This window comes from Mycobacterium europaeum (assembly GCF_034555895.2).
In the GTDB taxonomy this organism is placed as follows: Bacteria; Actinomycetota; Actinomycetes; order Mycobacteriales; family Mycobacteriaceae; genus Mycobacterium; species Mycobacterium europaeum.
This window is the reverse complement of record NZ_CP157315.1, coordinates 3,361,563-3,380,237: the sequence shown is the minus strand read 5'-3', so window position 1 is coordinate 3,380,237 and position 18,675 is coordinate 3,361,563. Positions and strand designations below refer to the sequence as shown.

The window sequence follows — 18,675 nt, the reverse complement described above, 5'->3', positions numbered from 1 at the left end:
CCCGCGGCGCACGCGCGCACGCTTCGCGGCCGCCGGTGGGCCGGCGGTCGCGGTATCAACGCAGGTGGAGGGCCTAGCGGGTGGGGGTGCGGAGCAGTCCGAGCACCGTGCGGCCCAGCACGATGGGATCGAGGGGATGCGGCACGGCGGCCTCGGCGCGCGACCAGTTCGCCAGCCACGCGTCGTCGGGGCGGCCGGTGAGCACCACGATCGGTGGGCACGTCGCGAGTTCGTCCTTGAGTTGCTTGGCGATTCCCATGCCGCCGGTGGGCGTGGCCTCGCCGTCCAGGATGGCCAAGTCGATGCCGCCCTCGTCCATCTGCCGGACCACCATCGGGGCGGTCGCCACCTCGAGGTAGGTCAGCTCGGGCAGATCCGGATGCAGATGCTTGCCCAATGCCCGTATCACTTGTTCGCGGGTTCTGGCGTTATCGCTGTAGACCAGGATCCGCAGGGCGACGCTGGATTCGGGGCTGGAGTCCGACACGGTGCAGATGCTACTGGTGTCGCCCCGGCTTCACTGGGCAGCCCGCGCGAAGACGGCTTCGGCCCCCGCGGTGGCCGTCGAGCCGATCATGCCCAACCGGTTCCAGCCCAGGTCGAACTGGGTGCGCTCGATCTTGGCTTCCGCCGCGATCCGGATCGAGCCGTCGTCGAGCTCGGTGATCGTGGCCGTCAGGGGCAGCGGCGCGGTGATGCCCTTGATGGTGAAGGCGGCCCGCAGTTCGCCGGTGTTGCCTTTGGTCGGCTGCACGCCGGTGACGACGACGCTGATCTCACCGAAGCGCTCGACGTCGAAGAAGTCCGCCGAGCGCAGGTGCTTGTCGCGGCGGCCGATCCCGGTGTCCAGGGATGCGGCGCGGATGTCCAGGCGGCCGAAAACCGCGCCCTTGCCCGTCAGTTGGCCGTCGCCGCTGAACTCGGTGAACCGGCCCTTGACGCGCAGCAGGCCCCACATGTTCGGGATCTTGAAGGTGATGGCCGAGCGGTCCGGGACGAGGTGCCACACGCCGGCCACGTCGGGATCGTTCAGCAGTGTTTCCAGAGTCGTCATCGTCACCCCATCTCTCGTGGCGAATCTAGCGCCTAGTCCAGCAGTGGCGCGATCTCGGCGGGGTCGAAGTACTCGTCGATCCGCTCGAGCCGGCCGTCGCCGCCCACCCTGATCACGATGCAGACCCGCATCGAGATCGATTGGCCGGCATGGCCGGTCGCGTGCAGGACGTGCTGCTGGACGAAGCCGCCGTCGAAGAACCGCCGATCGAGAACCTCGTAGTGGCGTTCGGTGGTCGCGGAGATGAACCAGCCGATGACCCGCAGCGCGCGGGCCTTGCCATCGGGCTTGGAGGGGTCGCGGCGGGCGCCGACGCGCCACACCGCGATGTCGTCGCTCCACATCCGCTCGACCGCCGCGAAGTCACCCTGTTCGATCGCCGTGAACAGGCGATCGGCGGAGTCGGCGACGATTTCCTTGCTCGCAGCGGGCATGATCTCGCTCCTCTCCTGGTGGCCCGGCTCCTCCTCGGGCCGCTGCACGGCCCGCATCGTCGCCGAGCTATTCGCCGTCGTCCGCTTCGTATCCGGGGTGGGCGGCCGCCAGCCGGCGCCGCACCAGCGTGCGCAGGCAGGCGATGACCTCCCGGGTCCGTCCGTCCAGCTCACCCGCCCGTATCGCGGCGGCCAGCTCTTCCTCGTCGGCGAACCCCAGGTCGGCCAGCGCGGCGACGGACTCGGCCTCGCTCTCGTCGAGCAGTTCGCGTTCGACGATGCGCAACGCGTTGGCGGCCACCCGGGCGTGGAAGTTGACCTGCCCACTGGTCGCCGCCCGCACGTCGGTCTCCAGGAATTCGGCCACCGCGGCCACCAGCTCGGCCGCGAGCGGACGGCCGTACGGGCCGATCACTCCGGCACCTCGTCGAGCAGGTCGAGCAGGTCCCACTCCGTCTCGCACACCCGGCGACCGATCGCGGCCAGCTCCACCGAGCGGAACTGGCCGGTCAAATGCCGCTCCGCCTGGTAGCGGCAGATGACGCCCCAACGCAGCGTGGCCAGCACCAGCCACCAGTGAAACGCCACCCGGTCGACGCTAGTCCCGCCGGCCTGCTCGTAGGCGCGAAGGAAGCTCTCGATGCTGCCGAGGCCGCCGGCGCCGAGGCTGGCCGGGGCGCCGAAGCGCCAGGCCCGGATGCAAAACCAGGCGAGGTCGTCGTACGGGTCACCGCGGTGTACCAGCTCCCAGTCGAGGACCGCGGCGAGGCGGGCGCCGTCGACGATGAGGTTGCCCATCCGGTAGTCGCCGTGCACCAGGACGTCGGCCGAAGGCTCCGGGCGGCGGGCCTCGAGCCAGCGAAACGCCCATTCAAAGGTGGCGGTGGTGTCGCCCATGGCGTCGAGCCGCTCGCGCCACTGCGTGAGCGGGTCCTCGTGGGCCAGGCCGGGGATGCGCGGGTCGGCTCGGTGGATGGCCGCCAGGGCGGCCGCGCACTGCCGCAGCAGCCCGGCGCGGGCCGGCTGGCCGCCCGCCGCGTCGAGCTGGCGCTGAATGCGCCGGACGATGGTCTCGCCGGCCACCTCGTCGCAGATCAGAAACGGATTGCCCAGGGCCGCAGGCGAATCATCGGCGATCAGGACGTGGGGGACCGGTGCGCCGGCGGCGGCCGCGGCGGCCTGGGCGTTCGCCTCCAGCTCCATGCCGGCGTGCATGTCGTCGGGCGCGCCGATGCGCAGGATCAGCGCTCGGCGCCGGTCGCCGGTGACGCCGTCGAACGCCCACGTGGAGCGGCTCGCGCCGCCGGTCAGGGCGCGCAGGTTCTCCACCGCGACCCCGGCGCCCAGGACGGGCGCCAGTTCGGCGGCGAGTCGAGAGGCCAGCTCCTCGGTCGACGTCACTTGCCAAACTTAAACAGCCGCTGGGCCACCCGGCGAATCTGGATCTCCTCGGCGCCCTCGGTGATCCGGTAGCGGCGGTGGTGCCGATAGATGTGCTCGAACGGCTCGTGCCGGCTGTAGCCCAGGCCGCCGAAGATCTGCATGGCCCGGTCCGCGGCGTCGCAGACGAGCCGGTTGGCACGATAGTTGGCCATCGACACCTTGTCGGAGACCTCCATGTGGTGGTCCCGGTCCAGGTGCCAGGCGGCGTAGGCCACCAGCAGCCGCACCATCTGGGCTTCGGTCTGCAATTCGGCCAGCGGCCATTGCACGGCCTGGTTGACCGACAGCGGCTTGCCGAAGACGGTCCGCTGACCGGCGTATTCGGCGGCCCGGTCGATGCAGTACTGCGCCGCGCCCAGGCTGCTGGCTGCCTGCCGAATCCTGTTCTCGTGCAAGAACGTCTGCGCGACCTCCAGGCCGCGGTCCACCTCGCCGAGCACCGCGTCGGCGGGCACCCGGACGTCGGTCAGCAGGACTTCGCCGTGATCGGTCGGCATGTTGAACGTCCACCAGTAGTAGGGGACGTCGAAGCCGGGCGCATCCGTCGGCACCAAAAAGGCCGTGATGCCCCGCGCCTGGCCCGGCTCACCGGACGTGCGGGCGAAGACCAGGTCGTGGGTCGCGCGGTGCACCCCGGTGTTGAACCGCTTGGCGCCGTTGATCACCCAGCCCCCAGAGCCCGAGCCGTCGGGCTGCGCGCGCGTCTCCAGCCACGTGGCGTCCGAGCCGTGCTGCGGCTCGGTCAGGCCGAACGCCATCGAGCGTTCCCCGGTGATCAGCGCTTCGGACCACAACCGGCGCTGCTCGGAGGTGCCGAACCGCTCCATCATGATCACCTGCGGGAAGTTTCCGACGATCGAGGACTCGTTCTGCAGATCGTTGTGCAGGCCGAGACCCTTGTGCGCCAGGTGTTCCCGGATCACGGCCATGTCGACGTTGGTGCCGTCCCGGCCGCCCAGCGACGACGGCAGCCCGTAGCGCAGCCACCCCGCCCTGTCGGCGCGCCTGCGCATCTCGGCGAGGAGGTCTTCCCACTCGCGCGTGGGGATGCCGTCGTTGTCCCAGTCGGTGCGGGCGTGTTCGCGGCGCTTGTCGAAGAACTGGATGTGGTCGCGCTCCAGGGGTTTGATCTCCGCCTCGATGAACTCGTCCATCTCGGCGAGCAGGCCCGGAAGGTGTTCGGGGAGCGTGAAATCCACAGTTTGTCTCCTATGTCTGCTTGCCGCTGCCGTAGAGAGTTTTCTTCCAGATCGTCGACAGGGTGGCGATGGCGTCCTTGTCGCTGATCTTGATGCCCAGGTTGGAGGGGCCGACGAACACGGTGGTGAAGTTCTCGAACAGCAGGGCGATGGCCGCCGCCGTGTGCTGCGGGTCGAGCTCGGTCCCGTAGCCCTGCTCCTGGGCGCGGCGCACCGAGGCGGCCACGATGTCCATGCCGAAGCGGCGGAATTCGTTCTGCACGGCCGCGAATCGGCGCTGGGTGGCGGCCAGCTGCGCCACCGCGATCATGATGCCGATGTTCTGCTTGAACATGTTCCAATACCCGGTGACCACCGCGGTGAAGAAGGCGTCGTCGTCCGGCGAGTCGGGTAGCTCCAGGCTCAGCCCCGACGGTGTCACGACGTCGTGCAGGAACGACTCCGCGAGGGCCGCGAGCAGGTCCTCCTTGTCGGCGAAATACCGGTAGAACACCGCGGGCGATTTGCCCGCCGCCGAGGTGATGTCGGCCAGGGTCGTGCCGTGGAAACCGCGCTCCGCGAACAGCTTACGGGCCGCCTGCTCGATGGCCTGCCTGGTCTGGCGGCCCTTGGCGGTCGGCGCCTCCGAGGCGGGCATCAGCTGCGCATCCGGTCGCCGGCGCGCAGCAGCGCGCTCGGCAGGTCGTGCCCGACGACGGATTTCGCCACCCCGGCCGCGGCGATGGCGGCCTGCAGGTCGACGTCGACCCCGATGCCGCTGTCACGCAGCAGGTACACCAGGTCCTCGGTGGCGATGTTGCCGGTGGCTCCCGGCGCGAACGGGCAACCGCCCAGGCCGCCGACCGACGCGTCCAGCCGGGTCACCCCGGCGCTGACCGCGGCGTAGGCGCTGGCCAGCCCCGAGCCGCGGGTGTTGTGGAAGTGGCCGCCCAGCGGCAGGTCGCCGATCACCGGGCGCAATTGCGCGATCAGCGAACTCACGCGTCCCGGGGTGGTGGTGCCGATCGTGTCGGCGATCGAGAGGCGGTCGACGCCGCGGTCGCGGGCGGTCGCGGCGATCTCGAGCACCCGCTGCGGCGGGGTGGGGCCTTCGAACGGGGAGTCCCATGCGGTGGCGATGACCACCTCGACGGTGACGTTGCTGCCGTGCGCGATGGCGACGATCTCGTCGATCTGGCCGGTGGCCTCGGCGCTGGTCCGGCCGACGTTGGCCTTGCTGAACGTGTCGTCGGCGGCCACCACATACTCGACCGAGCGCAGCCCCGCCGCGACGGCCCGCTTGGCCCCGTTCGGGCTGGCCACCAGGGCGGAGAACTCGATGTCGGGATAGTCGTGCAGGTGGGCGGCGAGCTCGGCGGCGTCGGCCATCGACGGCACCTTGGACGGCGAGACGAACGCGGTGGCCTCCACCTCGCGCACCCCGGTGGCGGCGATCGCCGCCAGCAGCTCGAGCTTGGCCGACAACGGGATCGGCGCTTCGATCTGCAGCCCGTCGCGCAGCGCCACCTCACGGATGGTCACGTGTGTGTTCACACCACCCCCTCGGCCCGCAGCGCCTCGAGCTCCTCGCCGGTCTTGCCCAGCAACCCGAGGTAGACCTCGTCGTTGTGCTGGCCGGGACGGGCGGGCCCGGCCGCGCGGACCCGGCCGGGGGATTCCGAGAGCACGGGCACGACGCCGGGGCCCAGCACGTTGCGCCGCACCCGCTCGTCGTAATGCTCGACCAGCATGCCGCGGGCCCGCAACTGCGGGTCGTTGACCACCTCGGCGACCGTGTTGATGGGCCCGGCGATCACCCCTGCGGCGCTGAGGGTTTCGATGATGTCACCGGGCTGGCGCTCGGCGGCCCACGCGCCGATGATCTTGTCGAGTTCGTCCTGGTTGCGCCCGCGCGCGACGTGCGTGGCGAACCGGTCGTCGGTGGCGAGTTCCGGGCGCCCCATCGCCTTGCACAGCCGGGCGAAGACGGTGTCCTGGTTGGCGGCGATCACCACCCACGAGCCGTCGTCGCTGCGGTAGATGTTCGAGGGCGCGATGCCCTCGAGCCGGGTGCCGGACGGTCCGCGCACCACGCCGCCGACGTCATAGTCGGGGATGGTGGATTCCTGGACGGCCAAACAGGATTCGGTCAGCGCGACGTCCACCACCTGGCCGCGCCCGGTGACGCCGCGGCGGTGCAGCGCGGCCAGCGCGCCCTGGGCGCCGAACATCCCGGCCAGGGTGTCGCCGAGCGAGAGCGCCAGGCGGGGCGGCGGGCCGCCGGGGAAGCCGTTGAGGTGTCGCAGCCCGCTGGCCGCCTCGGCCACCGAGGCGTAGCCGGCCTTGTGGGCGTCGGGCCCGGTCTGTCCATAGCCGGACACCCGAACCAGGATGATGCCCGGATTGCGGGCGCTGAGCACGTCGTAACCCAGGTCCCATTTCTCCAGCGTCCCCGGGCGGAAGTTCTCCACGATGATGTCGGACTTCTCGACGAGGTCGCAGAACAGCTCGCGGCCGCGCGGGCGGCGCAGGTCGAGGGTGATGGCCCTCTTGTTGCGCGCGTGCACCGTCCAGAAGACGTGCTCCCCGTCGACCTCCGCCTGGCCCCAGGTGCGCAGCGGGTCGGGGGCGCCGGGGGGTTCGATCTTGATGACGTCGGCGCCCATGTCGCCCAGCAGCCGGCCCGCGAACGGCCCGGCGATCAGGGTGCCGAGTTCGAGCACCCGGATCCCGTCCAGCGGGCCGGCGGGCGTCACTCTTTGCCCGCGAAGTCGTGGCGGACCAGCCAGTCGGTGACGATGTCGACGGCCGCGCGCAGCTTGTCGCGCTGGTCGGGGCCCGCGTAATAGTGGGTGGCGCCGGGGATTTCGTGCATCTCCTTGTCATGAGAGTCATCGCGCCCGATCGCGTCGAAGAGCCGCCGGGTGTGGCTGGGCGTGCAGGCGTCGTCCGCCAGGTTACCGATCACCAGCGCCGGGACCGCGATGTCGGCCCCGCAGGCGACCCCGTCGCCCCGGGCGTCGTCGTAGCTCCATTGCGAGAGCCAGCCCCGCAACGTGGAGAAGCGCGCCAGCCCGACCGGGCTCATGTTCACCACCTGAGGATCCCCCAGGTAGCAGGTTCCGGGGGTGCGTTCGTTGGGATCGACGGTGGGGTCCAGCCATCGCGGGTCGGCCATGGTGCCGTGCACCACGAAACAGAACTCGTCGTCCGGACGTCCGGCAGCCTTCAGCTCGGCGAGCTTGTCCTTGACCCACGCGGTGATGCGCCGGTTGCGTTCCACCTGGGCGCTGCGGTAGCGGGCCAGGAACTCCTGGGTGTAGGGCGGCTGGTTCGGGTTGTCCGGGTTGTACAGGTCCAGCTCGGGATCGCGTTGGGTGGGGTCGGATTCGTCGAGGATCGACGCGTCGAGCCATTCGGTCAGCGTGCCGTGCCGGCTGATGTGCGCCGCCAGCAGCATGATGCCGTCGGCGGGGATCAGGTCCAGGGCGGTCAGGTCGGGGCCGTCGCCGGACGGGCTCGAGGTGATGGTCGGGTGCTGGGCCTGCTGCTGGTAGAACATCGACAGCGAGCCGCCACCGCTCCACCCCGCCAGGACCACCTTCTGATAGCCCAGCCGCTTCTTGGCGTCCTTGATGCACTCGCCGAGGTCCTCGACCACCTTCTCCATCAGCAGCGCGGAGTCGGTACCGCGGAAGCGGCTGTTGCAGTAGATGACGTGGTGGCCGGCCCGGGCCAGCGCGTTGATCATGGGCAGGTAGGCGCCGCCGCCGATCGGGTGCATGAACACCAGCACGGTGTCCGACGGCTTGTCGTTCGGCTTGAGCAGGTAGCTCTCCAGCACGGTGATCTCGGCCAGGCCGCCGTACACGTCGCGGACGCCGGAATTGTTCTGGAAGGCAACAAGATAGGGGATTCGCTCGTATTCGTGACGGTTCGTCATGGTCAGTGTTGTCCTAGGTCGTGCGCCAGCACCTCGGCCGACGGGTTCAGTCGCCGGCGGGTGTCGACGGCGATCACTTGCCAATCGACGCGGGAGTACTCGTCGAACTTGCGGCGCGCCCGTTCCCGCGCCTTCTCCGGTGCGCCGTGGTGAACACCTTGCGGCGCATGGGAAATCAGTCCGGGCGGCATCGGGATGCCGTAGAGCGAGCCGCCGTGGAAGAAGGCGATCTCGTCATAGTCGACATTGCGGTGATACCACGGCGTGCGCTCGGTGCCCTGCACGCCTTCGGCCGGCTTGGGCAGAAAGTTCATCACGTAGACGCCGGTGGCCTGCATGAACAAGTGCACCGTCGGAGGCAGGTGGACGCTGTCGGAGGTGACGACGTTGTAGTCGGCGATGTTGAAGGTGAACGCGAAGTTGTCGCCGCGCCAGCCCTCGACGTCGAGCGGATTGTGTTGGTAGACGAGCGTTGTCGTGCCCTCATCGTGAATGGGCCGGTGGACGAGCCGGACCTCGTACTCGTCGCGGCCGTCGTCGTCGATCGGCGCCGGCTCGGGGATGATGGCCTGCGACGGGTCGAAGGGGAAGTGGCGGCCCAGCGGTCCGGGCGGCGGCACCCGGAACTCGTCGGTCGCCTCGACCATGAGCAGGGTCGTCTCGCTGTCCGGCAGCTGACGCCAGGTGCACGCCTTCGGCAGGTAGACCCAGTCGCCTTCGGAATAGCGCAGCGGGCCGAACTCGGTTTCCAGCAGGCCCGCGCCCCGGTGGACGAAGCACAGCAGGTCGCCGTCGACATGGCGGGTGTAGAACGGCATCGGCTCGTGCCGGCGGCTCAACAGGATTCGGCAGTCGGCGTTGTCGAACATCAGCAGGGGACCGCCGCGGGCGTCGGTGGCGTCGCCGGGCTTGAGCTCGCCGGCCAGCACGTCGATCGGGCGCAGCGGCCCGGCCGACCGGTAGGCGGTCGGGTCATGGCGGCGGTAGAGGTTGGCGGTGCGGCCGGTGAACCCGCCCCGGCCCAGCTCGTCGTCCTTGAGGCCGTCGAGATCGGCGTGCAGGCGTCGCGGTGTCCTGCCTCTTCGCAGGTGGACGAAGGATTCCATGGCTGACCCCCGGTTCGGGCGACGGACAAAACTGAAAGTGACATTACTTTTTGTTTCGGGCGCGCACAAGGGTGAGCGGATCCGCCGACCAGGCCCGGCTTACCGGATTTGATATCGCCCGCGCTATCAAATCCTGCGAAGGCCACATGACCAGGAGCCGCCGGCGCGGCCCATCGCGTCAGTCGCGGACGCGCACCACGACCTTGCCTCTGGCGGTGCGGTTCTCCAGCGACGCCACCGCGGCGGCGGCCTCCGCCAAGGGGTAGACCTCCGGGTTGGGGGCCGCCAGCCGGCCCGAACTGAGCAGCTCCTCGAGGCCCGCCCACTGCTCGGCCAACGCGTTCGGATGCGTCGCGGTCCACGCGCCCCAGCCCACGCCCACCACGTCGATGTTGTTGAGCAGCAACCGGTTCACCTTGACCGTCGGGATGTCACCGCCGGTGAAGCCGACGACCAGCAGCCGGCCCCCCGGGGCGAGCGAGCGTAGCGAATCGGTGAACCGGTCGCCGCCGACCGGGTCGAGCACGATGTCGACGCCGCGCCCGCCGGTCAGCTCCTTGACCGCGTCCTTGAACCCGTCGGCCAGCACCACATCAGTGGCCCCGGCGGCGCTCGCGACGTCCGCCTTGGCTCCGGTGCTGACGACCGCGATGGTGCGCGACGCCCCGAGCAGCCCCGCCAGCCGCAGCGTCGACGTCCCGATGCCGCCGGCGGCGCCGTGCACCAGCACCGTCTCGCCCCGGGCCAGCCGGCCGCGCACCGTCAGGGCGAAGTACACGGTCAGGTCGTTGAACAGCAGGCCGGCGCCCGCCTCGAAGCTCACGTTGTCGGGCAGCTTGAACACCCGGTCGGGCTGCAGGATCGCGACCTCGGCCATGCCCCCGGACAGCATCGTAAGCCCGACGACCCGGTCGCCGGCCGAAACGTGCGCGCCGTCCGGCGCCGAGCGCACCACGCCGGCGATCTCGGCTCCCAGCACGAACGGCGGTTCGGGGCGGTACTGGTAGAGGCCGCGGGTCAGCAGCGCGTCGGGGAAGGCGGCGCCGGCGGCGTACACGTCGACGACCACGCCGTCACCCGACGGTTCGTCGACCTCGGCCACCTCTATCGCGTCCGGCCCGTCCAGCCGGGTCACCCGTGCAGCTCGCATGGTCGGACAGCCTACTGCCGGCTCAAAATCCGTCGGCCACCCGCACCACCGCACGCCCGGTGAACTTGCCGGCGCGCACCTGGTCCAGCACATCGACCACGTCCCTGACGTCGACGTCGCTGGTGAGCGAGTCCAGATGGCGGGGCCGCAGCGAATCGCCCAGCAGCGCCCACAGTTTGCGACGCCGGTCGATCGGCATCTGCACCGAGTCCATCCCCAACAGCGCGATGCCGCGCAGGATGAACGGCATCACCGTGGTGTGCAAAGCCGGACCACCCGTCAGGCCGCTGCAGGCCACCGCCCCGCCGTAGTCGACGGCGCTGAGCACGTCGGCCAGCGTCGCGCCGCCCACGCAATCCACCGCGGCCGCCCAGCGCGCCTTGGCCAACGGCCGCGGCTTGGCGTCGGGGTCCTCCGGCAGCCGGCCGATAACGTCCGCGGCGCCAAGCTCTTTCAGCAGCCCGGCCGCTGACTCCTTGCCGGTCGAGGCGACCACCCGATAGCCCGCGGCGGCCAGCAGGTCCACGCTGACCGAGCCGACGCCGCCGGAGGCCCCGGTGACCACCACCGGCCCGGCGCCGGGCTGGACGCCCCAGTCGATCAGCGCCTGCACGCTCATCGCGGCGGTGAAGCCGGCGGTGCCGATCGCGGCGCCCTCCCGTGGGCTCAACGCCCCGAGCGCGACGACCTGGTCGGCCGGCAGCCGCGCGTATTCGGCGTAGCCGCCGTGGTGGCCGGTGCCGATCTGGTATCCGTGGGCCAGCACCTGCTCGCCGACGGTGAAGTCGGGTGACCCGGACTCGACGACCTCGCCGGTCAGGTCGATGCCGGGCACCACCGGGTAGCTGCGCACCACGCCGCCGCGCGGGGTCAGCGCCAGCGCGTCCTTGTAGTTGACGCTCGAATACAGGACCCGGATCGTCACCTCGCCGGGCGGCAGGTCCGAGTGGCTCAGCGTCTCGACCGACGCGGTGATCCGGTCACCATCTTCCCGAGCGACGAGCGCTTGAAACGTGTCCATCCCTCGACGCTAACCTCACCGTATGGATTCCTTTCCACTCGGTCGCTTTTCGGTCTCCCGGGTGGGCTTCGGCGCCATGCAGTTGCCGGGCCCGAACGTGTTCGGCCCGCCGCGGGACCGCGACGAGGCGCTGGCCGTGCTGCGGCGGGCGGTCGAACTCGGCGTCGACCACATCGACACCGCCCAGTTCTACGGCCCCGACGTGGCCAACGAGCTGATCCGCGAGGCGCTGCATCCGTACCCGGAGAACCTGGCGCTGGTGAGCAAGGTCGGCGGGCGCCGCGACGACCGCGGCGGCTGGCTGCCGGTCGACGACCCCGCCGACCTGCGCCGCGACATCGAGACCAACCTGCGCGCGCTCGGCGTCGACCAGTTGGCCGCGGTCAACCTGCGCGTGTTCGAAAGCGACGGCCCGGATCAGCTCTTCGACGACCAGCTTTCGGTCATGATCCAAGCGCGCGACGACGGTCTGATCGGCGGCGTCGGGCTGAGCAACGTCAACCGCGAACACCTGCTGCACGCCCTCGACCGCACCGAAATCGTCTGTGTGCAAAACGCTTTCAATCTCGTCGACCGGTCATCGCGGCCCGTCCTGGACGAGTGCGCGGCGCGGGGTATCGCGTTCGTTCCGTTCTTCCCGCTGGGGGCGGCCTTCATCCAGCCGAATCCCGTGCTCACCCACGAACTGGTGGTCGAGGCCGCCGAGCGGCTCGGGCGGACGCCGGCGCAGGTCGCGCTGGCGTGGACGCTTAGCGTGGCGCCCAACGTGCTGCTGATCCCCGGCACCTCGTCGGTGCGCCACCTGGAGGAGAACCTCGACGTCGCCTCCATCCAGCTCGACGACGACACCCGCGAGCGGCTGGACGCGATCGCTACTTGAGCTCGGCCGACGACAGGCCCAGCAGGCGCCGGGCGACCACCAGCTGCTGAATCTGCTGGGTGCCCTCGAAGATGTCGAGGATCTTGGAGTCGCGGGCCCACTTTTCCAGCATCGACTGCTCGGAATAGCCTGCGGTGCCGGCCAATTCGACGGACTTGAGGGTGACGTCGCTGGCCATGCGGCCGGCCTTGGCCTTGCTCATCGAGGCCTCTTTGGAGTTGGGGATCTTGTTGTCGGCCTGCCAGGCCGCCCGCAGCGCCAGCAGGTACGCGGCCTCCCAGTCGGCCTCCATCCGCAGGAACTCGGCGGCCGGGGCGCTCTGGGCGTGCGACGGTTTGTCGTAGGAGATCTCCACCCCGGCCTCGGTGAGGATCTTGCGGATTTCCTCCAGGGCGGCGCGGGCCACCCCGATCGCCATGGCGGCCACGATGGGACGGGTGTTGTCGAAGGTCTCCATGACGCCGGAAAAGCCCTTGCCGACTTCGATTTCCGGGTTCCCGAGCAGGTTCTCCCTGGGGATGCGGACGTTGTCGAACCGGATCGCCGCGGTGTCGGAGCCCTTGATGCCGAGCTTGCGCTCGAGCCGTTCGACGGTGACCCCGGGGTGCTCGCGGGGAACGATGAACGACTTGATCGCCGCCCGCCCCTGTGACTTGTCCAGCGTGGCCCACACCACGATGTGGGTGGCGCGCGAGCCGGCGGTGACATAGATCTTTTCGCCGTTGATCACGTACTCGTCGCCGTCCAGCTTGGCGGTGGTCGACACCGCCGCCGAGTCGGAGCCGAAGCCCGGTTCGGTGATCGCCATCGCCGCCCAGACCTTGCCCAGGCGCTCCAGCTGCTCCGGGGTGGCGACGGCGGAGATGGCCGCGTTGCCCAGGCCCTGATAGGGCACCGAGAGCATCATCGCGACGTCGCCCCAGCAGGCCTCCAAGGTCTGCAGCAGCGCGGCCATGTTGGCGCCGTTGTGGTTTTGGTCCCGGTCCTGGTTTTCGTCGCCCAGCTTGTCGGCCCCGGCGAATTCGAGCGATTCCGACGCGCCCGCGAACAGATTGTACAGCGTGTCGAGCTCGACGGGGTAAGCGTGCTCCTTGAGGTCGTACTTGCGGGCGATCGGCCGCATCAGCTCGGCGGCACCCTGGTGGGTCTTGACGGCCACCGCTTGCAGCTTGCGGGGCAGTTCGAGATTGATTGCCATGATTGATCTTTCGGCTTGAGTTGACGAAACGACTTAGATGACGACGACACCCTCGGCCACGCCGATGGCCCGCAGGTCGCGGTACCAGCGCTCGACCGGGTGTTCCTTGGTGAAGCCGTGGCCGCCGAGCAGCTGGACGCCGTCGAGGCCGATCTGCATGCCCTTGTCGGTGCCGAGCCGCTTGGCCAGCGCCGCCTCGCGAACGAAGGGCAGGCCCTGCTCGGCGCGGGCCGCGCCGCGCCAGGTGATCAGCCGCAGCCCGTCGAGCTCGATGGCGATGTTGGCGCACATGAAGGCGACGGCCTGGCGGTGGGCGATCGGCTCGCCGAAGGCTTCGCGCTCCTTGACGTAGGGGACGACGTAGTCGAGCACCGCGTGCGAGGTGCCCACCGCCAGCGCCGCCCAGCCCAGCCGGGCCAGCGCGATCGCCTCCGAGTAGTCGTCATCGGTTGCCTCGTGCTCGCCGAGCCGCGCGGTCAGCGGTACCGTCACGCCGGACAGCTCCAGGTGGCCCAGGGCCGCCGCGCGCAAGCCCATGCTCGGATCCGCCTTGACGGTAAGGCCTTTCGTCGACGACTCGACGATGAACAGCGCCGGCTTGCCGTCGAGTTGCGCCCCGACGACGAACAGCTCGGCGTCGGCCGCCGCCGGGACCAACGACTTCACACCGTCGAGGCGGTAGCCGCTCGGGGTGCGCACCGCGGTGGTCGCCAGGCGGGTGGGGTCGAACAGCGGCTGCGGCTCGGCGATCGCGACGCAGGCCTGGGGCACGTTCTCGCCGGCGAACTCGTGCAGGTAGGTGGCCTGCTGGTCCGCGCTGCCCCAGTGGGTCAGCGCGGCGGCCACGCCGCCGGGGGCCAGGATCGGCAGCGCGAGACCCATGTCGCCGTAGGCCAGCGCCTCGGCCACCAGCACGTTGGTGACGCTGGAGCGGTGGGCGGCGATGCCGTCGAAGTCCTCGGGGATGTTGATCGCGGTGATGCCCAACTCGGCGGCCTTGGCGATCAGATCGGGCGGGTAGGTCGCCGCCTCGTCGGCGTCGTGAGCCGCGGGCCGCAGCACCTCCTCGGCGAATTCGGTGAGCGTCTCGACGATCATCTTTTGGTCGTCGTCGGGTGTCAGGTCGAAGTAGTCCTTGCCGCTCGACTTGAGCCGGGTCGGCCCCCCGCGCAGATTCTGCAGCCTGTTGAACTGCCGGGACGCCGCGGCGGCCGTGGAGAAGATCGTCTTCGTGCCGTACTGCAGGCCGCGGTTGACGGGGTCGCGCAGTTGGTATTTGTCCAGGAACTCCTGCCCCATCAGCGGGGTGAGCAGCGCGATGGCGATGTCGACGCCCGTGCGCTTGTGCGGTTGCAGCCCGATCCCGCTCTGCCGGTCTTTGCGCTTGCGTGAGCGGGCGGATTTGGGCGTTTGTGGTGAACCGGAACGAGTGTCGGTCATGTCGGCAGCCTCTGCTGTTGGGGCGATGCGGATAACCCTATCTTACTCCGGAGTAAGATCACCGAGAACACCTGTTAACTAATTCACAGCACCGGCGAGGATGCCGAGCACCGGCGCGTGCAGCGGCCCGTTCGTCGCCACGGCGCTGCCGCGGTGCGGCCCGGCGATGCCGTCGAGCCCGGTCAGGTTCCCGCCCGCCTCGCGCACCAGGATGTCGAGGGCGGCGAGGTCCCACACCGACACCTCGGGCTCGGCGGCGATGTCGACGGCGCCCTCGGCCAGCAGGCAGTAGGAGAGGAAGTCGCCGAAGGCGCGCACCCGCCACACCGCGTCGGTCAGCGCGAGGAAGCGCTCGCGCAGTCCGCGCTGCGCCCAGCCGGACAGGCTGGAGAATGAGAGGCTGGCCGAATCCAGTTGTGCCACAGAGGAAACCGCCAGCCGGCGCGGCGGCGCGCCGTCGACCGAGACGAAGGCGCCCTGGCCCCGTGCCGCCCACCAGCGCCGCTGCAGCGCGGGTGCGCTGACGACGCCGACCGTGGGCACCCCGTCTTCGAGCAGCGCGATCAGGCTGGCCCAGACCGGCACCCCCCGCACGAAGTTCTTGGTGCCGTCGATGGGGTCGACGATCCACTGCCTTCCGGTGAAGGAGGTGGTTCCGCCGAACTCCTCGCCGACGATGCTGTCGTGCGGTCGTTCGCGTCCCAGCACCTCGCGCAGCCCGATCTCGACCGCGCGGTCGGCGTCGGTGACCGGCGTCAGGTCGGGTTTGGTGTCAACACGCAGGTCGAGCGCCCCGAACCGGGCGGAGGTCAGCGCGTCCGCGCGGTCGGCCAGCGTCAGCGCCAACGTCAGATCGTCCCGGCTCATGACGCAGTCCTATCACGGCCCTACCATGGCGGCGTGTGGGAATTCGGTGTGCTGATCCTGCTGGTGGCCGTCCTGGCGGTGTTCCTGGCCCAGCGGTTCCTCCCTCGCGGCCCTCGCGGTGAACTGCTCAACGGCACGCTGCTGGTGACCGGGGTGAGCCCGCGGCCGGAGGCCACCGGTGAACAGTTCGTCACCATCGCCGGGGTGATCAACGGACCCACCGTCAGCGAGCATGCGGTGTATCAGCGCATGGCGGTCGACGTCGACCACTGGCCGACCATGGGCCAGTTGTTCCCGGTGGTGTATTCGCCGAAGAATCCGGACAACTGGAGGATGGCGCCGGCCGAGCCGCCCCCGGTGTAGCGTCCGCTATCCGGCGGCCGGCGGCCGCGCCATCACCGTGATGCGGGCGCCGTACCGCGGGACGACCATCGTGGCTCGCGAGGCCGTCCCGCCTGGTATCCCGGGGACTCCCGGCATGCCGGTTGCGGAAGCGACTGGCTGGTCGATCCCGAAAAGTACCGGATAGCCGGCGCCGGGTAGCGCCGTGATGGGGCTGCCGGGTGCGGTCCAGCTCGCGGGCACCGACATCGAGCCGATGGTTCCGGCGCGGGCAAGAGTCGCGGTGACGTCGCCCAGGCTCGCCGCCCCGAGCCCCGAGGCGGCACCGCCCAACTGGGGGGCCGCGGCGAGCACCGGGACGAGCGCGGGCGCCGCGGCCGCTCCGAGGTTGGGCAGCACGCCCAAATCGCTCTCGGCGCCGATGATGCCGGTGACGAGTGCCTGCTCGTAGTCGACGGCTTTCATGGTGAAGATAAAAGTGAGGATGGCGTCGAGCGCGGTGAAGTCCTCGGGGAGGATCGGGTTCGTCGGCAGGGTTGATGTCGCCGAAACCGGCTGCGACACCGGGGCGAAGGCGCTGTTGACCGCTTTGGTGACCGCGGCGCTCTGGGCGGTCATCGCGGTCGGGGTGGTGCTCTGGCGGGGGGAGGAGAACGCCGGCAACTGGGTGGCCGCCGCGGAGGAGACGGCGTAGCCGGACATCGCGGCGGCGTCCTGCGCCCAATATTCGGCGTACTGGGCCTCGGCGGCGGCGATCGCCGCGGCATTCTGGCCGAAGAAGTTGGTCGCCACCAGCATCGCCAGCTGGGTGCGGTTGGCCGTGACGGCTACTGGCGGCACCGTCATCGCGAATGCCTGTTCATAGGCCGCCGCGGCGGCCCGGGCCCGCATGGCCGTCTGCTTCGTCAGATCAGCGGTCGCATACAGCCAATCCATGTAAGGGGCGGCCGCAGCCGACATCGATTCGGCGGCGTGGCCGCGCCAGTGCAAACGGGTCAGGCCCGACAACACCGATTCATAGGTCGCGGCGGTGATATCCAACTCGGCCGACAGCGAGTCCCAACTCCCCGCGGCCGCCAACAGCGGGCCGGCGCCGGGCCCGCTGTACATCCGCCCAGAGTTGATCTCCGGCGGCACGAAAGCGAAATCCATCTTGCGTCACTTTCCTTGGCTGGGTATGCGGCGAGATACCGGAACGCGAGTGCGATGGGTCGACTCGACATTCGTGCCGAGCGACCCGTCATCGGGCTAGCGGTGTGTCACCCGGCCGCGGGCGGGCGTGGCATCACCGTGAGCCGGACGCCGTATCGGGGCGGGACACCCACGCCGGTGGAGCGCGACAGCGCGCCCCCGGGCATTCCGGGATAACCCGGATAACCGGACGCGGCGACCTCGTCGGTGCCGGGAAGTGTCGTCAGGCCGGCGGGTTGCAGCTCTGCGATATGGGTGGTTGCCGGTGCGGACCAGCTCGCCGGTACGGACATCGGCCCGATGTTGTTGGCGCGGGCAAGGGTTGCGGTGATGTTGCCCAGCCCCGCACCACCGCCGAGGGTCGATGCGGCTCCGGTGATCTGCGGTGCCGCGGTCAACGCCGGGGCTACATCGGATGCCGTGGCCAGTTTGGGCAAGATGCCCAGGTTTTTCTCGGCCCCGATGATGCCGGAGGCGAATGCCTCTATGTAGTAGGTGGCGTTGATCGTCGAGTAGCTGGCCAGGATGCCGTCGAGCACGGTGAAGTCCTCCGGGATGATGGGGTTCGTCGGCAGGGTGGCGGTCGCCTGCAGATTCGGCGCCGCGGCAATGACCTGTGACACCGGGGTGGTGGCCGCGGCGGTGTTGACGGCCTGGGTGACCGAGGCCTTCTGAGCGGTCAGCCCCGCTTCGTTGGTGGAGTTGCTCGGGGAGGCGAACCGTGGCAACTGTGTTGCCGCCGCCGAGGAGCTCGCGTACCCGGCCATCGCGGAGGCGTCCTGGGACCAATACTCGGCGTACTGCGCCTCGGTGGCCGCGATCGCCGCGGTGTTCTGGCCCAACACGTTGGTCGCCACCAGCGATGACAATTGGGTGCGGTTGGCCGTGACCGCTGGTGGGGGGACCGTCATCGCGTGCGCTTGGTCATAGGCCGCCGCGGCCGCCCGGACCTGCATGGCCGTCTGCTTCGTCTGCTCGGCGGCCGTCTGCAGCCAACCCACATAGTGGGCGGCGGCGGCCGCCATCGCCTCCGAAGCCGCGCCGCCCCACTGCAAGCTCAGGGTCGAGAGCACCGATTCGTAGTAGTCGGCCGTGGTGGCCAATTCGGCCGACAGCGAGTCCCAGCTGCCCGCGGCGGCGAGCAGCGAGCCAGACCCGGGGCCACCGTACATCCGGGTAGAGTTGATCTCTGGGGGTAAGAAGGCGAAATCCATTGTGTCACAGCTCCTTAGGTAGATTGAGTGTTAGGTCGCGCGGCATACGGCGCGATGTCGGATGGCCGCCGCTTCGGCGGTGGCCGCTCGCGGACGGGAAAGCGCGGGGAGTCTGGTGATGCGGGCGGACGGCGATGACGGCGGACGGTCGCCGTCTACGTCTGGCCGGGCAGCCTCGCGCACGTTGTCGGTGGGGCGTGTGCACGGAACATCT

20 protein-coding genes are annotated in these 18,675 nt (G+C 69.9%); 2 read left to right on the top strand and 18 right to left on the bottom strand.

Features of this window, described 5'->3' with window-relative positions; all coding sequences use genetic code 11:
* Window positions 1–73: 73 nt before the first annotated feature.
* From U8D42_RS15370 to U8D42_RS15310, 13 genes are all read right to left on the bottom strand, one after another.
* Window positions 74–487 carry an Rv3143 family two-component system response regulator gene (locus tag U8D42_RS15370; RefSeq protein WP_085243449.1) on the bottom strand — a complete coding sequence of 138 codons (414 nt, stop codon included), beginning with the start codon at window positions 485–487 and terminating at the stop codon, window positions 74–76.
* 30 nt (window positions 488–517) lie between these two features.
* Window positions 518–1,054: a YceI family protein gene (locus tag U8D42_RS15365; protein ID WP_322859787.1), complete on the bottom strand. Its 537-nt coding sequence runs from the start codon at window positions 1,052–1,054 to the stop codon at window positions 518–520.
* Window positions 1,055–1,086: 32 nt separating this feature from the next.
* Complete coding sequence (locus U8D42_RS15360; RefSeq protein WP_090423421.1) at window positions 1,087–1,488, bottom strand: nuclear transport factor 2 family protein; 402 nt, start codon at window positions 1,486–1,488, stop codon at window positions 1,087–1,089.
* Window positions 1,489–1,555: 67 nt separating this feature from the next.
* Complete coding sequence (locus U8D42_RS15355; RefSeq protein WP_322859788.1) at window positions 1,556–1,903, bottom strand: DUF6285 domain-containing protein; 348 nt, start codon at window positions 1,901–1,903, stop codon at window positions 1,556–1,558.
* Window positions 1,900–2,889, bottom strand: coding sequence for a phosphotransferase family protein (locus U8D42_RS15350; RefSeq protein ID WP_322859789.1), 990 nt, complete (start codon window positions 2,887–2,889; stop codon window positions 1,900–1,902). The genes U8D42_RS15355 and U8D42_RS15350 overlap by 4 nt, the downstream gene beginning before the upstream one ends.
* A complete protein-coding gene (locus U8D42_RS15345) occupies window positions 2,886–4,130 on the bottom strand; it encodes an acyl-CoA dehydrogenase family protein (RefSeq protein WP_322859790.1) in 1,245 nt (414 codons plus the stop codon). Before U8D42_RS15345 ends, U8D42_RS15350 begins: the two co-directional genes overlap by 4 nt.
* Window positions 4,131–4,140: 10 nt before the next feature.
* Window positions 4,141–4,767, bottom strand: a complete 627-nt coding sequence (locus U8D42_RS15340) for a TetR/AcrR family transcriptional regulator (protein ID WP_322859791.1) — start codon at window positions 4,765–4,767, stop codon at window positions 4,141–4,143.
* Complete coding sequence (locus U8D42_RS15335; RefSeq protein ID WP_322859792.1) at window positions 4,767–5,663, bottom strand: hydroxymethylglutaryl-CoA lyase; 897 nt, start codon at window positions 5,661–5,663, stop codon at window positions 4,767–4,769. Before U8D42_RS15335 ends, U8D42_RS15340 begins: the two co-directional genes overlap by 1 nt.
* A complete protein-coding gene (locus tag U8D42_RS15330) occupies window positions 5,660–6,865 on the bottom strand; it encodes a CaiB/BaiF CoA transferase family protein (protein ID WP_322859793.1) in 1,206 nt (401 codons plus the stop codon). Before U8D42_RS15330 ends, U8D42_RS15335 begins: the two co-directional genes overlap by 4 nt.
* Window positions 6,862–8,052, bottom strand: a complete 1,191-nt coding sequence (locus tag U8D42_RS15325) for an alpha/beta hydrolase family protein (RefSeq protein ID WP_322859794.1) — start codon at window positions 8,050–8,052, stop codon at window positions 6,862–6,864. The genes U8D42_RS15330 and U8D42_RS15325 overlap by 4 nt, the downstream gene beginning before the upstream one ends.
* A gap of 2 nt (window positions 8,053–8,054) precedes the next feature.
* Window positions 8,055–9,158: a homogentisate 1,2-dioxygenase gene (locus tag U8D42_RS15320; protein WP_322859795.1), complete on the bottom strand. Its 1,104-nt coding sequence runs from the start codon at window positions 9,156–9,158 to the stop codon at window positions 8,055–8,057.
* Between the two features lie 178 nt (window positions 9,159–9,336).
* Complete coding sequence (locus tag U8D42_RS15315) at window positions 9,337–10,308, bottom strand: NADPH:quinone oxidoreductase family protein (protein ID WP_322859796.1); 972 nt, start codon at window positions 10,306–10,308, stop codon at window positions 9,337–9,339.
* 22 nt (window positions 10,309–10,330) lie between these two features.
* Window positions 10,331–11,329, bottom strand: coding sequence for an acryloyl-CoA reductase (locus U8D42_RS15310; RefSeq protein ID WP_322859797.1), 999 nt, complete (start codon window positions 11,327–11,329; stop codon window positions 10,331–10,333).
* A gap of 22 nt (window positions 11,330–11,351) precedes the next feature.
* Here U8D42_RS15310 and U8D42_RS15305 point away from each other — a divergent pair, with 22 nt between their 5' ends.
* Window positions 11,352–12,209 (top strand): oxidoreductase, encoded by an 858-nt coding sequence (locus tag U8D42_RS15305; RefSeq protein ID WP_322859798.1) that lies wholly within the window; start codon window positions 11,352–11,354, stop codon window positions 12,207–12,209.
* Here U8D42_RS15305 and U8D42_RS15300 read toward each other — a convergent pair.
* The 3 genes from U8D42_RS15300 to hisN all read right to left on the bottom strand — a co-directional run bounded on the left by U8D42_RS15300 (window position 12,202) and on the right by hisN (window position 15,714).
* Window positions 12,202–13,407, bottom strand: coding sequence for an acyl-CoA dehydrogenase family protein (locus U8D42_RS15300; RefSeq protein ID WP_322859799.1), 1,206 nt, complete (start codon window positions 13,405–13,407; stop codon window positions 12,202–12,204). The genes U8D42_RS15305 and U8D42_RS15300 overlap by 8 nt on opposite strands.
* A 33-nt stretch (window positions 13,408–13,440) precedes the next feature.
* Window positions 13,441–14,847 (bottom strand): acyl-CoA dehydrogenase family protein, encoded by a 1,407-nt coding sequence (locus tag U8D42_RS15295; protein WP_322859800.1) that lies wholly within the window; start codon window positions 14,845–14,847, stop codon window positions 13,441–13,443.
* 78 nt (window positions 14,848–14,925) lie between these two features.
* A complete protein-coding gene (hisN, locus tag U8D42_RS15290) occupies window positions 14,926–15,714 on the bottom strand; it encodes a histidinol-phosphatase (protein WP_322859801.1) in 789 nt (262 codons plus the stop codon).
* A gap of 33 nt (window positions 15,715–15,747) precedes the next feature.
* On the opposite strand from hisN, the gene U8D42_RS15285 reads away from it, so the two are divergent.
* A complete protein-coding gene (locus U8D42_RS15285) occupies window positions 15,748–16,077 on the top strand; it encodes a hypothetical protein (RefSeq protein ID WP_085243464.1) in 330 nt (109 codons plus the stop codon).
* A gap of 6 nt (window positions 16,078–16,083) precedes the next feature.
* On the opposite strand, the gene U8D42_RS15280 is transcribed toward U8D42_RS15285, so the two are convergent.
* Both U8D42_RS15280 and U8D42_RS15275 read right to left on the bottom strand, forming a co-directional pair.
* Window positions 16,084–17,208 carry a PPE family protein gene (locus U8D42_RS15280; RefSeq protein WP_322859802.1) on the bottom strand — a complete coding sequence of 375 codons (1,125 nt, stop codon included), beginning with the start codon at window positions 17,206–17,208 and terminating at the stop codon, window positions 16,084–16,086.
* Between the two features lie 107 nt (window positions 17,209–17,315).
* Window positions 17,316–18,461, bottom strand: a complete 1,146-nt coding sequence (locus tag U8D42_RS15275) for a PPE family protein (protein WP_322859803.1) — start codon at window positions 18,459–18,461, stop codon at window positions 17,316–17,318.
* Between the last annotated feature and the right edge of the window lie 214 nt (window positions 18,462–18,675).

Coding starts and splice junctions, on each gene's coding strand:
- U8D42_RS15365 (WP_322859787.1), bottom strand. CDS start 1,054: ATGACGACTCTGGAAACACTGCTGAACGATCCCGACGTGGCCGGCGTG.
- U8D42_RS15360 (WP_090423421.1), bottom strand. CDS start 1,488: ATGCCCGCTGCGAGCAAGGAAATCGTCGCCGACTCCGCCGATCGCCTG.
- U8D42_RS15340 (WP_322859791.1), bottom strand. CDS start 4,767: ATGCCCGCCTCGGAGGCGCCGACCGCCAAGGGCCGCCAGACCAGGCAG.
- U8D42_RS15325 (WP_322859794.1), bottom strand. CDS start 8,052: ATGACGAACCGTCACGAATACGAGCGAATCCCCTATCTTGTTGCCTTC.
- U8D42_RS15320 (WP_322859795.1), bottom strand. CDS start 9,158: ATGGAATCCTTCGTCCACCTGCGAAGAGGCAGGACACCGCGACGCCTG.
- U8D42_RS15315 (WP_322859796.1), bottom strand. CDS start 10,308: ATGCGAGCTGCACGGGTGACCCGGCTGGACGGGCCGGACGCGATAGAG.
- U8D42_RS15310 (WP_322859797.1), bottom strand. CDS start 11,329: ATGGACACGTTTCAAGCGCTCGTCGCTCGGGAAGATGGTGACCGGATC.
- U8D42_RS15305 (WP_322859798.1), top strand. CDS start 11,352: ATGGATTCCTTTCCACTCGGTCGCTTTTCGGTCTCCCGGGTGGGCTTC.
- U8D42_RS15300 (WP_322859799.1), bottom strand. CDS start 13,407: ATGGCAATCAATCTCGAACTGCCCCGCAAGCTGCAAGCGGTGGCCGTC.
- U8D42_RS15295 (WP_322859800.1), bottom strand. CDS start 14,847: ATGACCGACACTCGTTCCGGTTCACCACAAACGCCCAAATCCGCCCGC.
- hisN (WP_322859801.1), bottom strand. CDS start 15,714: ATGAGCCGGGACGATCTGACGTTGGCGCTGACGCTGGCCGACCGCGCG.
- U8D42_RS15280 (WP_322859802.1), bottom strand. CDS start 17,208: ATGGATTTCGCTTTCGTGCCGCCGGAGATCAACTCTGGGCGGATGTAC.
- U8D42_RS15275 (WP_322859803.1), bottom strand. CDS start 18,461: ATGGATTTCGCCTTCTTACCCCCAGAGATCAACTCTACCCGGATGTAC.